The 13,784-nt window shown below is 58.5% G+C and carries 9 protein-coding genes; all 9 read left to right on the top strand.

What is annotated here, in order from left to right; all coding sequences use genetic code 11:
• The first annotated feature begins 2 nt into the window (after nucleotides 1-2).
• The 9 genes from galT to rpoB all read left to right on the top strand — a co-directional run bounded on the left by galT (nucleotide 3) and on the right by rpoB (nucleotide 13,726).
• Complete coding sequence (gene galT / locus D2E25_RS03835) at nucleotides 3-1,253, top strand: galactose-1-phosphate uridylyltransferase (RefSeq protein WP_125979973.1); 1,251 nt, start codon at nucleotides 3-5, stop codon at nucleotides 1,251-1,253.
• A 140-nt stretch (nucleotides 1,254-1,393) separates the two neighbouring features.
• Nucleotides 1,394-2,644, top strand: a complete 1,251-nt coding sequence (gene galK, locus D2E25_RS03830) for a galactokinase (RefSeq protein ID WP_125979971.1) — start codon at nucleotides 1,394-1,396, stop codon at nucleotides 2,642-2,644.
• 626 nt (nucleotides 2,645-3,270) lie between these two features.
• Nucleotides 3,271-4,788 (top strand): DHA2 family efflux MFS transporter permease subunit, encoded by a 1,518-nt coding sequence (locus D2E25_RS03825; protein WP_125979969.1) that lies wholly within the window; start codon nucleotides 3,271-3,273, stop codon nucleotides 4,786-4,788.
• 128 nt (nucleotides 4,789-4,916) lie between these two features.
• The gene (locus tag D2E25_RS03820) at nucleotides 4,917-5,189 is read left to right on the top strand and encodes an ACT domain-containing protein (RefSeq protein ID WP_125979967.1); all 273 of its coding nucleotides are present in this window, start codon (nucleotides 4,917-4,919) and stop codon (nucleotides 5,187-5,189) included.
• A gap of 32 nt (nucleotides 5,190-5,221) precedes the next feature.
• On the top strand, nucleotides 5,222-6,586 hold the full coding sequence (locus D2E25_RS03815; protein ID WP_125979965.1) for a PFL family protein: 1,365 nt from the start codon (nucleotides 5,222-5,224) through the stop codon (nucleotides 6,584-6,586).
• A gap of 522 nt (nucleotides 6,587-7,108) precedes the next feature.
• Nucleotides 7,109-7,759, top strand: coding sequence for a tRNA (cytidine(34)-2'-O)-methyltransferase (locus D2E25_RS03810; RefSeq protein WP_420897321.1), 651 nt, complete (start codon nucleotides 7,109-7,111; stop codon nucleotides 7,757-7,759).
• A gap of 202 nt (nucleotides 7,760-7,961) precedes the next feature.
• Nucleotides 7,962-8,861, top strand: coding sequence for an HhH-GPD family protein (locus tag D2E25_RS03805; protein WP_125979961.1), 900 nt, complete (start codon nucleotides 7,962-7,964; stop codon nucleotides 8,859-8,861).
• Between the two features lie 86 nt (nucleotides 8,862-8,947).
• On the top strand, nucleotides 8,948-9,622 hold the full coding sequence (locus D2E25_RS03800) for a hypothetical protein (RefSeq protein WP_420897320.1): 675 nt from the start codon (nucleotides 8,948-8,950) through the stop codon (nucleotides 9,620-9,622).
• Nucleotides 9,623-10,159: 537 nt separating this feature from the next.
• Nucleotides 10,160-13,726 (top strand): DNA-directed RNA polymerase subunit beta, encoded by a 3,567-nt coding sequence (gene rpoB, locus D2E25_RS03795; RefSeq protein ID WP_125979959.1) that lies wholly within the window; start codon nucleotides 10,160-10,162, stop codon nucleotides 13,724-13,726.
• Nucleotides 13,727-13,784 lie beyond the last annotated feature (58 nt).

Below are 13,784 nucleotides of genomic sequence, written 5' to 3'. Positions count from 1 at the left end.
TAATGGCAGAATTCGCCAATTACACGCCGGGTGAATACGCGAAGGAGCACATCCGCATCACGCCGACCACGCTGGCCGACGGCCGTGACTTCTTCTATCTCGATGACGATCCGGAGTACGTTTCCGGCAAGAAGACGCGTGAACTCAAGGATCCGCGCCACCTGCCGTACCGCTTCGCTAACCAGCTGAACGCTGCCGGCGAAGAAGTACCGTACGCAGCTCCGGAAATGCGCCGCGATCCGCTCACCGGCGACTGGATTCCGATGGCAACCGCGCGTATGAACCGCCCGATCACCGCTGGCCCTGGCGCCACCGCTAAGGGCAACCCGCTGGCCGCTCGCAAGCCCGGCGACCCGTACCAGGATGGCGAAGTGCCGGACACCGACTACAACGTTGTCGTGTTCGAGAACCGCTTCCCGTCGATGGTGCGCGTGCCCGGTCGCTCCGAGGACGTGACCTACGTGGACGGCAACCCGCTGTGGGAGAAGAAGATGGCTGCAGGCCGCTGCGAAGTCATCTGCTTCGACCCGGATGAAAACGGTCTGCCGGCTGACCTGCCGGTATCCCGTCTGCGCACGGTCGTGGAGGCTTGGGCCTTCCGTACTGCCGAAATCTCCAAGATGGATGGCATCGAGCAGATCTTCCCGTTCGAAAACCACGGCGCTGAGATCGGCGTTTCGCTGGCTCACCCGCACGGCCAGGTGTACTGCTACCCGTTCATCGCTCCGAAGATGGAGAAGGAACTCCAGCACACTGAGGCTTACCACGAGAAGACCGGCGGCAACCTGCTCAAGGACATTATGAACGCTGAGCTGGAAGCTGGCGAGCGCATCGTGATGCGTAACCACAGCTGGGTTGCTTACGTGCCGGCTGCGGCTCGTTGGCCTCTCGAGGTGCATGTTGCTCCAGTGCGCGACGTGCTCACCATTGATGAGCTCAACGATCAGGAGCGTTGGGATCTCGCTTCCATGTACTCGCACCTGCTCAAGCGCGGCAACGCGTTCTTCGACAAGGGTGACGGTAAGGGCATGGATCTGCCGTACATCGCCGCATGGCACCAGGCTCCGATTCACGATGCTCGCCGCGAGAACTACCGTCTGAACCTGCAGTTCTTCTCGTTCCGTCGCGCTGCGAACAAGATCAAGTACTTGGCCGGCTCTGAGTCGGGTATGGCTGCTTGGATCTCCGATACGACGCCGGAGATCATCGCTAAGCGCTTCCACGAGCTGGGCGATATCGACATTTCTGACTGATTGTTGATGTCAGTATGATCGGCTCTGTTTTTGCGCAACGTTTGCAGCATGTGCAACGTTTGCAACACTGCTAACGTTGCGCAAAACAGCGCCGAACTGCGTCTTATAGATCTTTGATTGTATTAAGAAAGAAAACACCAATGACTGCTGTTGAATTCATCGAACCGATTTCCCATGCGGCCGGCGTTGAGCAGGCCACTAAGTTGTTCGCCGACACGTACGGCACTCAGCCCACTGGCGTGTGGGCTGCTCCGGGCCGTGTGAACCTGATCGGCGAGCACACTGATTACAACGCAGGCCTGTGCCTGCCGATCGCACTGCCACACCGCACGTTCATCGCACTGTCTCCGCGCGATGACACCCGTGTGCGCCTGGTGTCTGACGTGGCGCCCGACAAGGTTGCTGAAGCTGAACTGCACGATCTCAAGGCGCGCGGCGTGGACGGTTGGGCCGCCTACCCGACTGGCGTAGCGTGGGCACTGCGCGAAGCTGGCTTCGACAAGGTCAAGGGCTTCGATGCCGCATTCGTCTCCTGCGTGCCGCTGGGCTCTGGCCTGAGCTCCTCCGCCGCCATGACCTGCTCGACCGCTCTGGCCCTCGACGACGTGTACGGCTTGGGCTACGGCGATTCCGACGCTGGCCGCGTAACGTTGATTAACGCTGCTATCAAGTCTGAAAACGAGATGGCCGGCGCTTCCACCGGTGGCCTTGACCAGAACGCTTCCATGCGTTGCACTGCCGGCCACGCGCTGCTGCTCGACTGCCGCCCGGAACTCACCCCGCTTGAGAACGTTTCCCAGCAGGAGTTCGATCTCGACAAGTACGGCCTCGAACTGCTCGTGGTCGATACGCAGGCTCCGCACCAGCTCAACGATGGCCAGTACGCTCAGCGCCGCGCCACCTGCGAGCAGGCTGCCGAAATCCTTGGCGTTGCTAACCTGCGCGTTGCTGCCGACGGTATTGCTAAGGCTGATGATCCGTTCCAGGCGCTGAAGGAAACGCTGGACGCGCTGCCTGACGAGACGATGAAGAAGCGCGTGCGCCACGTGGTCACCGAGATCGAACGCGTGCGCTCCTTCGTGCGCGCCTTCGCCCAGGGTGACATCGAGGCTGCTGGCCGCCTGTTCAACGCGTCGCATGATTCGCTGGCCGCTGATTACGAGGTGACTGTGCCTGAGCTCGACGTGGCTGTGGCAGTCGCCCGCAAGAACGGCGCCTACGGTGCACGTATGACCGGCGGCGGCTTCGGCGGCTCCATTATCGCTCTGGTTGACAAGGGCCGCAGCCACGAAGTCGCCCAGGCCATCGCCGACGAATTCGCCAAGCAAGGCTTCCACGCGCCACGCGCTTTGGCTGCCGTGGCGGCGCCGAGCGCGTCGCGTGAGGCGTAAGAAACGGAATTGCGCTATGCGTAATGCTGTTTTGTTGCCGGCACATTTATTGGGTGCGGCTAGCCTCGGCCCCCTCGGCTGAGGGGGCTGTCTGAGCGTAGCGAAGACTGGGGGAGCGTCAAGCGGCTGAAAGCCGCCAAAACATGGCATCGTCCTTCACACGCCAGCGTCCTGCAACTATGGACTCGCTTCGCGAGCGTTATTGCTGGCTCGCCTGTCGGCTCTCACAACGCCTAAAAACAGCCCACTGGGCTGTTTTTCTATACGGCGTTGTCCTTGCTGAGGGGGCTGTCTGAGCGTAGCGAAGACTGGGGGAGCGTTTGCGGCTGCAAGCCGCTAAAGTATGGCATCACGCGTCGTGCGATTCCTCTACGACACGCCCGGCCTTACTTACGAAGAATTAAAAAAAGTATTACGATCACTTCTCGTCTTGAATAATCGCATGCCATACGGTGTCTTGTTTGCCGCATGGCATGCGATTTTTTGTTGCCGATCGTGACCCGGACGTTAGGGGTTGTCGGCGCTCGCCAATGAAGTCGCACACCGCATCGCGCGGGTTGAATCTGCGCGAAATCGGCATGCGAGCATATGCGTGGCGGGCGGCGCGCGGCGGTAACAACATCGATATGAAGAAGAGGATTCCGTTGTCCGCTAACCAGACAACCATTCGTAAGAGCCAACTGGCCGATTCCGCATTCGTACCGGACGCGCCCAAACATTTCGATCACCCGCATAAGGTCATGCTCGGCCTATATATCAGCGTGTTTTTGGGCATGCTGTCTGAAACGTCTATGAACATCACTCTGCCTGACTTGATGGCCGATTTTGGTATCTCGTCCGGCACTGCACAGTGGATGGTCGTCGGCTACATGCTCGCTATCGGCGTGGTACTGCCGTGCGTGGGCTTTATGCTCAAGTGGATTAAAGCGAAAACCCTAGTGCTGTTTGCGCTGGTCTGCTTCCTTGCTGGTGCGATTATTTGTACTATTGCACCCACTTTTCCGATTCTGCTTGCCGGCCGTATCATGCAGGGCGTGAGCACTGGCATCGCACTGCCTACCATGTACGCGGCGATTATGCGCGTGTTCCCGCCGCACAAGATCGGCGCAGCAAACGGTGTTGCTGGCCTAGTGATTATGTTTGCTCCGGTTATTGGCCCGACCATTGCTGGCGCACTGATTGGCGCGTTCTCATGGCGTGCAATCTTCGCATTGTTTGCCATCGTTGCCATTGCTGCAATCGTATGCACGGCGCTGTTTTTCGTCACTCCAATCGAGCGTACGCGCCCGAACGTAGACGTTATCTCCATTCTTGCTTCAGCAATCGGCTTCGGCTGCCTTGTTGCTGGTGTGAGCTTAATCAGCGACATGGGCTTCTCTGCCGCCGTTATTGCACTGCTGGTTATCGGCGTTGTTGTGCTCGCCTTCTACGCTCGCCGTCAGCTCACGATTGCGGATCCGCTGCTTGACCTGCGCGCACTGGGCATCGCCGCATTCCGCACGCCGGCCATCATGATCAGCTGCTCGTTCTCCTGCACGCTGGCATTCATGTACTTAGTGCCGCAGGAACTGCAACGCGGTCTGGGTTTGAGCTCCACCGTTGCTGGCCTGCTCATGTTGCCTGGCGGTGTGATTAATGCACTGTGCACGCTGGCTGCTGGTCGTATGTTCGACCGGTACGGTGCAAAGCGACTCGTTTGGACTGGCTCTGTACTGACTATCGTCGGTGGCGCGCTGTTCTTCGCAATTGGCGTGTCCACGCCGATTATCCTGTTCCTCGCCGCGCATATTCTCGTGATGATCGGTATCCCGTTCATTCAGCAGTCCGCACAGTCTGCAGCATTGAAGTCACTGCCCGGTCACATGGCTGCCGACGGCAGCACGATTATGAACACCATGCAGCAGGTGTGCGGTGCTATCGCCACCGCCGTAGCCACTTGTCTGCTCGGCGTTGGCCAGGCGGGCTACACGGCCGCTGGCGGTTCGAACCCGGCGCAAGGTTTTGTGGATGGTTCTCGTTACGGCTACATGTTTGGCATGGTGCTCGTGGTGCTGGTATTCGCGCTGTCCTTCCTGCTGAAGGAGCATAAGGAAACGCCAAAGCTGGCGCCAGTGCATGTGGACTCTAAAGAACTGGCTTCGTAACGCTAGTGTTCCCTGTGGCTTGGTGAGACGAATCACATGATCGTAACGGGTGCTCCTTATACTAGGGAGCACCCGTTTTTCATATGTTCGAAAGTCTATTTCCGATCATCCGTCATTCAGGGAGCTTCATGAACAAGGCAATTATTACCGTCGTCGGTCAAGACACCGTTGGCATTATCGCTCGCGTGTGCACGTATCTTTCTCAGCACAATGTCAACGTTCTCGATATTTCGCAGACCATTATCGACGGTTTCTTCAACATGATGATGATCGTCGACTATGCGAACGCAGACAAAGATTTCAGCGCAATGGTCGGCAATCTTGAGGATCTCGGCGACGATATCGGCGTGCGCATCCGCTGCCAGCGCGAGGAGATCTTCACCAAGATGCACCGCATCTGATCTCGCCGGACCAAGCCGAAAGGAACTCAACCATGCTGAATATCATGGAGGTCCACGAGACCAATCAGATGATCGAGCAAGAGAAGCTCGATGTGCGCACGATCACGATGGGCATCTCGCTGCTCGACTGCGCATCCGCCAACGTTGACGAAACCTGCGAGAACATCTACCGCAAAATCACCACGTATGCTAGAGATCTTGTAGCAACCGGTAAGGCTATTGAGCAGGATTACGGCATTCCGATTGTCAACAAGCGCATTACCGTTACGCCAATCTCACTCGTCGGCGCTAGCTCATGCAAGTCTTCTGAGGATTTCGTCAAAATCGCGCACGCGCTCGACCGCGCCGCTAAAGAGGTCGGTGTTGATCTCATCGGCGGTTACTCCGCGCTTGTTTCGAAAGCGATGACCCCGGCTGAAGAGATGCTGATTCGCTCGCTGCCGCAAGCATTGAGCGAAACTGACATCGTTTGCTCTTCTGTAAACGTTGGCTCTACTAAAACCGGTATTGATATGAACGCGGTCGCGCTGCTCGGTCATATCATCAAAGACATTGCTGCACGCACTGCTGACAACGATTCCTACGGTTGCGTCAAATTCGTCGCGTTCTGCAACGTGCCTGACGATAACCCGTTCATGGCCGGTGGTTTCCACGGTGTGACTGAAGGCGATGCCGTCATTAACGTCGGCGTATCTGGCCCAGGCGTGGTTTCGCGCGCACTCGATGCGGCTAAAGGCAAGGATTTCGAGTTTCTGTGTGAAACAATTAAGCGCACTGCGTTTAAGATCACGCGCGTAGGCCAGTTGGTTGCGCAGGAAGCATCACGTCGACTCGGAGTACCGTTCGGTATTATCGACCTGTCACTCGCACCAACCCCAGCCGTAGGCGATTCAGTTGGCGAAGTGCTCGAGAAGATCGGTCTCGAACAGGTTGGCGCGCCTGGCACTACGGCAGCGCTCGCCATGCTCAACGATCAAGTCAAGAAGGGCGGCATCATGGCGAGCTCGTATGTCGGCGGTCTTTCTGGCGCGTTCATTCCAGTCTCCGAAGATAAGAACATGATCGACGCGGCTGCATCCGGTTGCCTCACCATGGAAAAGCTCGAAGCAATGACCTGCGTATGCTCAGTCGGCCTCGACATGATTGCCATCCCCGGCGACACCTCCGCTGCGACGATTTCCGGCCTGATCGCCGACGAGGCAGCTATCGGCATGGTCAACCAGAAGACCACTGCCGTGCGCGTGATTCCTGTTGTGGGCAAGGGCGTTGGCGAAATGGCTAACTTTGGCGGCCTTATGGGTTATGCGCCGATCATGCCAGTGAACAACACGAGCTGTGAGGCGTTCGTGAACCGCGGCGGTCGCATCCCCGCCCCGATCCACAGCTTCAAGAACTGATTCGGTGTTGGTAGGTTGACACGGTGTCAATTGTCACGTTGAATTGACGCCGAGCTGGTGCTGAATCGACGCACGCGATGGCATTTCGTGTTCTCTTTCCATCGCGTGCGTGATGTATTAAGCATGGGATGGAATTACGCTACGGGTTTTCCATCTCATGCCCTCATATTGTGCCGAAATCCGGTCACGGGATGGTTATTACGACGATGCAATCCATCCTGTGCAAATCAGCTGACGCATGCGATGGAATTACTGATCGATTTTCCATCTCATGCCCAGATTATTGGGCACGCGATGGCATCCGAGTCTGCATTTTCCATCTCGTGCGGGTGCTGTGCGGGCTCATTGCCGCACGAGATGGTATTTCGTACTGATTTTCCATCGCATGTCTGGGTACTGTGCACGCGATGGCATAGGAAGACGCATTTCCATCGTATGCCCGTGTGGGCAGGGGCTGTTTTATGCTCGAAGGTCGGATTATGTACGGATTACGTACGGCGCGCACGAGTAGAGGTGATGACAATGACGGAGCAGGAGCAAGAGCCGCAGAACCCCGAGGCCAAGGTCGAGAAGATGTTCGAATACGGCTATCGCAAGTCGAATTACGGCCCGGACGAGCTGGTAACCGACGCGCACGGCAACCCGATCAGCGTTGTCGACGCAATGCTCTCCGCCGAAGATGCTGCCAAGGCTGAAACCGCAACCCCGCACTTGTGCTACTACAGTCCGCGCATCCCCGGCAACACCGGTTCTGCCATCCGCCTGTGCGCGGTAACCGGTACGATTTTGCACTTGGTTGAGCCGCTCGGCTTCAATCTGCGCGATACCAAGCTGCGCCGCGCCGGTCTCGACTATCACGACATGGCGCACGTCGTGCTCCACCCAAACTTCGACAATCTCGTCGAATCCATGCCGAACTCGCGCATTATCGCGTTCACCGCGCATGCTACGAAGCTGTACACCGAAGTCGAATACAAGCCGACCGACATTCTCCTCTTCGGCCCTGAACCGGGCGATATTCCCGATCCGATGGACATTATGGCCGGCCCGCACGTCGCCGAACAAGTGCGCCTACCCATGCGCCCAAGCCTGCGCTCGCTCAACCTCACCAACTGCGCCTCCATCGCCATCTACGAGGCCTGGCGTCAGCTGGGTTTCGCCGGCGGAGCGTGATGAGGAAGCCCAGTGCTGAGCCGTTAAGCGGAAAGCCCGGTGGACTTTCCGTAGGCGAAGTGAGGCCTTTGGCCGAAGAAGTATTCCGTAGGAATACTTATCCGAGTAGCGACGTCGAGAACCCGATAGGGTGAGGCAAGGGAATGTAGCTGTCTCGCGTAGCGAGCCCGTAATTCCAGCTGATGGTAGTAGAAAGACTCATATGAGCGACATCGAACGCAGCGAACCCATCCGCCGCAAGCTTGCCGCATGGTGGGAGGCGAATGCGCGCGATCTGCCGTGGCGGTTCGGGCGCGCAACCCCGTGGGGCGTGCTCGTTTCCGAAGTTATGAGTCAACAGACGCAGATGAGCCGCGTCGTGCCATATTGGCAAACGTGGATGCACGCGTGGCCTGATGCGGCGGCGCTCGCGGATGCGACAACTGCCGAAGTAATTACTGCGTGGGGGAGGCTCGGCTATCCACGCCGCGCGTTGCGATTGCAGGAATGCGCGCGCGTGGTGCGCGACCAGTACGCCGATGAGTTGCCGCGCACTTACGATGAACTGACCGGACTGCCCGGCATTGGTGATTACACGGCGTCGGCAGTGATGAGCTTCGCATTCGGCGCTCGCATTGCGGTAATCGATACGAATATTCGACGCGTATTGTCACGCGTGTTCCGCGGCGAAGAGTCGCTTGGCGGCGCGGCAAAACCTGCCGAGCGTCAGCTTGCCAATCGTGTGCTACCGGATGATGCCGCACAATCGGTGACGTGGAACCAGTCTGTCATGGAACTTGGCGCCACCGTGTGCACTGCGAAAAACCCGTTGTGCGACTCTTGCCCAGTGCGTGACGACTGTGCTTTTCTAGCCGCCGGCCGACCAGGCTTAGGCGAGCGGCACACGAGACCGCGGCAACGGTTTGCAGGCACTGACCGGCAGGTGCGAGGATTGGTGCTCAACGCGTTGCGCACGCTGCCAGCGAATGCGCCGGTATTGCCGCGCGAACAGGTTGAAGCATTATGGAGCGACCATGTGCAACTTGATCAATGTGTGGCGTCGCTTGATAATGATGGCTTGATTGAAATGCTGCCAGACGGTGGCGTGCGACTGCCACGCTGACAGGTCAGCAACTATATGACAACGTTCGCGAGAATCGTACAAGGCGAGCATCGCCGCGCGAAAAGCGTGGTATAGACTGGGGAGTTATGGTACAGCGGAAGTCGGCGAAGGCGGGCGCGCCGAGGTCGTCGGCCTCACGCACGAGCGCCATAAAGGGGCGCAAACGTAAGCTCAGCAAGCAGCAGCGGGCGATGTATCGCCGCCGTCGCATCGTGGTTGGTGTAGCACTGCTGGTAGTAATCGCGCTGATTATTTTCTGCATATACAGTTTGGGGCGCGGTCTTGCAGCGATCGGTGACGCGATGACACCGGATGAGGTGACGCGTTCCGCGGTCCCTGAGCCGAAGAAAACCAGCGGTGTGAAAGATTGCGGCAAGAACGATATCAAACTTGAGTTGACCGCTGCCTCGCAATCGGTGCCATTGGCTGGCTCCCTCGATTTTTCGGCGACGATTCGCTACACGGGCTCGGCAAGCTGTTTGATTAACGCGTCGAATGAGTCGCGTGTGTTGACGATTTCCTCCGGCAATGATGTGATTTGGCGCTCCGACTCATGCCCAGCCGATTCGCGCATGCTGCTCATGGCCAAGGGCGATAAGAAAACCGACACGATTACGTGGAACACCTCGCGCACGGGAGATACCTGCGTGGAGAACCAGGACGATCTGCCGAAGGTAGATCGCGGCACCTACATCGCACGGCTCAGCCTTAAAGATCACCCCGCAGTCACAAGCGACCCCGTCACCATCACTGTGCAGTAAGCGTTGCGATCACTGCACGGTACTCACCGTGTGCAGTACCCAGGACGGACCTTTCTCCGTTGTGTGCATATCCGGTCCATTTGAATACCCCCTTAGCCTTTTGAATAGACTGGATATGCACACAAACGAGGTAATGAACCGGATATGCACACAATGATGGTCCGGATATGCACACAAACGGGTCCGGATATGCACACAAACGGGTCCGGATATGCACACAAACGGAAGAATGGTCCGGATATGCACACAAATGGGGAAAAGTCCGGATATGCACGCAATACATAAGGCTGGCGTGAGTTACGAATAGGCGGGCGTGAGTTGCGAACAGGTCGGCCCAGACTTACCCCAACTCGCAACATCCCAAACACGCTTGCGACACGCCCGAAAATGTGCTAGATTATTGATTTTGCGTAAGTGCATGTCATATAGCGGGCATGTCCACAATGATGAAGCGCCCGCGAACAGGCATATGGTGGCCGTGCGGGGCGTTTCCGGGAACATATTCGAACGACATTAGCGAGCGATAAGGAACGTCCATTGGCTGACACTCAAGCTACGACGAACACCCACACCATCATCGCACGCGCCGACCAGCATGACATCGATCTGCACAAGGCGTCGGACCGCGTGAACTTCGGCTCCATCCGTGAGCCTATCGAAGTGCCCTACCTGCTTGGGGTACAGACCGACAGCTTCGACTGGCTGATCGGCAACGAGCGCTGGAAGAAGCGCGTCGAAGAGGACGAGGCGAACGGCACTATCACCGTCCCGCACACCTCCGGTCTCGACGAAGTCTTCCAGGAGATCTCCCCGATCGAGAACTTCGCACAAACCATGTCTCTGACCTTCTCGGAGCCGTACTTCGAGGAGCCGCGTCACACGGTCCAGGAGTGCAAGGAGAAGGATTACACCTACTCTGCACCGCTGTACGTGAACGCTGAGTTCGAGAACGGCGACACCGGCGAAATCAAGTCCCAGACCGTGTTCATGGGCGACTTCCCGCTGCAGACCCCGCACGGTACCTTCATCATCGGCGGCACCGAGCGAGTCATCGTCTCCCAGCTGGTGCGTTCCCCGGGCGTCTACTTCGATTGCACGCACGACCGCGCTTCCGGCAAGGACGTATTCGGCGCGAAGATCATCCCGAGCCGCGGCGCATGGCTCGAGTTCGAAATCGACAAGCGCGACGTGCTCGGCGTGCGCGTCGACCGTAAGCGTAAGCAGTCCGCGATCGTCTTCCTGATGGCTATCGGCATGACCAAGCCGGAAATCCGCGACGCGTTCGACGGCTACCCGCTGATCACCGATGCCCTCGACAAGGAGACTATCGAAACGCAGGACGAGGCTCTCACCGACCTCTACCGCAAGATCCGCCCCTCCGACACTGCTACTCCGGAGGCTGGCCGCAACCTGCTCGATTCCTTCTACTTCAACACCAAGCGTTACGATCTGGCTCGCGTGGGCCGTTACAAGATCGACCGCAAGCTGGGTCTCGAAGCGGACATCAACGACCGCTCCCTGTCTCGCGAGGACATCATCGCTACCCTCAAGTACCTGATGACCCTGCACCAGGGCGAGAAGACCTTCGCTGGCAAGCGCAACGGCGAGGACGTGGACCTGAAGGTCGAAGTTGATGATATCGATCACTTCGGCAACCGTCGTATCCGCCAGGTCGGCGAGCTGATTCAGAACCAGCTGCGTACCGGTCTTGCCCGCATGGAGCGCGTGGTGCGCGAGCGTATGACCACGCAGGACGCCGAGGCAATCACCCCGCAGTCTCTGATCAACATCCGCCCGGTGAACGCGACTATCAAGGAGTTCTTCGGTACTTCTCAGCTCTCGCAGTTCATGGATCAGAACAACCCGCTGGCTGGCGTGACCAACAAGCGTCGTCTGTCCGCTCTGGGCCCTGGCGGTCTGTCCCGCGATCGCGCCTCCATGGAAGTGCGAGACGTGCACGCATCCCACTTCGGCCGTATGTGCCCGATCGAGTCTCCTGAAGGCCCGAACATCGGTCTGATCGGCTCGCTGGCAACCTTCGGCCGTGTCAACCCGTTCGGCTTCATCGAAACCCCGTACCGTCGCGTCAAGGACGGCCAGGTCACTGATGAAGTGGATCGTATGACCGCTGACCAGGAAGTCGGCCACGTTATCGCGCAGGCTAACCAGGAGCTTGACGAGAACGGTCGTTTCGTGAACAACATGGCTCTTGCTCGTATGGACGAGGAAGAGGCAGTCGATGTGCCGGTGAGCGAAGTCGACTACATGGATGTTTCCCCGCGCCAGATGGTGTCGATCGGTTCTTCCCTGATCCCGTTCCTCGAGCACGATGAGGGCCACCGAGCGCTGATGGGTACCAACATGCAGCGTCAGGCCGTGCCGCTGGTCGAGTCCGAGCGCCCGCTGGTGGGTACCGGCTCCGAATGGCGCGTGGCTTACGATTCCGGCGATGTGATCATCGCTGAGAAGCCGGGCGTGGTGACCTACGTGTCCGCTGACATCATCCGCGTGATGAACGACGATGGCACCCAGTCCACCTACAAGCTGGCTAAGTTCCAGCGCTCCAACCAGACGACCTGCTACAACCAGCGTCCGATCATCAAGGATGGCGAGCGCGTGGAAGCTGGCACCGTGCTGGCTGACGGCCCTGCTATCGAGAAGGGTGATCTGGCCCTCGGTAAGAACCTGCTCATCGCGTTCATGCCGTGGAACGGTTACAACTACGAGGATGCTGTGATTATTTCGCAGCGCCTCGTGCAGGACGACACTCTGTCTTCGATTCACATCGAAGAGTATGAGATCGATTCTCGTGAAACCAAGCTGGGTGCTGAAGAGATCACCCGCGACCTGCCGAACGTTGGCGAGGACGCGGTGGCTAACCTTGACGAGCGCGGTATCATCCGCATCGGCGCTGAGGTTGAGGCCGGCGACATCCTCGTCGGTAAGGTCACCCCGAAGGGCGAGACCGAACTGACTCCGGAAGAGCGCCTGCTGCGCGCTATCTTCGGCGAGAAGAGCCGCGAAGTGCGCGACACCTCGCTGCGCGTGCCTCACGGTGAGACCGGTACCGTTATCGCGGTGAAGGAGATCACTCGCGAGGATGCTGAGGAGGACGGCGACGAGCTGCCCAACGGCGTCAACCAGATGATCCGCGTCTACATTGCTCAGCACCGTAAGATCACGGTGGGCGATAAGCTCTCCGGCCGCCACGGTAACAAGGGTTGTATCTCCCGCATTCTGCCGGAAGAGGATATGCCGTTCCTCGCGGATGGTACCCCGGTTGACATCATGTTGAACCCGCTGGGTGTGCCTTCTCGAATGAACCTCGGCCAGGTGCTGGAACTGCACCTCGGCTGGATCGCGCACTCCGGTTGGGATATTTCGCTTGACCCGGATCTTGAGGCTGAGTGGAAGAAGTACATTCCGAAGGGTGCTGAGAAGGGTGCTCCGGGTACTCCGGTGGCTACCCCGGTGTTCGACGGTGTGCGCCCGGAGGTTATTAAGGGCCTGCTCAAGTCGACGCTGCCGAACCGTGATGGCGACCAGATGGTCGGCGAAGACGGTAAGGCAATGCTGTTCGACGGCCGTACTGGCGAGCCGTTCCCGAAGCCGATCTCCGTGGGCTACATGTACATGCTGAAGCTGCACCACCTGGTCGACGATAAGATCCACGCACGTTCCACTGGCCCGTACTCGATGATCACGCAGCAGCCGCTGGGTGGTAAGGCTCAGTTCGGTGGCCAGCGCTTCGGTGAGATGGAGGTGTGGGCCCTCGAGGCCTACGGTGCTGCTTACACCCTGCACGAAATGATGACCACCAAGTCCGATGATGTTGACGGCCGCGTGCGCGTGTACGGCGCGATCGTCAAGGGCGAGAACTTGCCGCCGGCAGGTATCCCTGAGTCGTTCAAGGTGCTCTTGAAGGAAATGCAGTCCCTGTCGCTGAATGTCGAAGTGCTCAACGCTGAAGGCCAGGCTATCGACATGAAGGATGAGGACGACGATCCCGCTTCCGCAGGTGCTGATCTCGGCTTCAACATTGGCGCTCGCCCTGACGCGGCCGCTAAGGAAGACCAGAAGGCTGCGGAGCCCGAGTACCAGTGATCCCACGGGATTGATTCGGTAACACAGGCGGGCGAAGCGCGTGAGGCTTATGCTTCGC

Source organism: Bifidobacterium goeldii, from assembly GCF_003951095.1.
In the GTDB taxonomy this organism is placed as follows: domain Bacteria; phylum Actinomycetota; class Actinomycetes; order Actinomycetales; family Bifidobacteriaceae; genus Bifidobacterium; species Bifidobacterium goeldii.
This window is presented reverse-complemented; position numbering and strand designations above follow the sequence as displayed.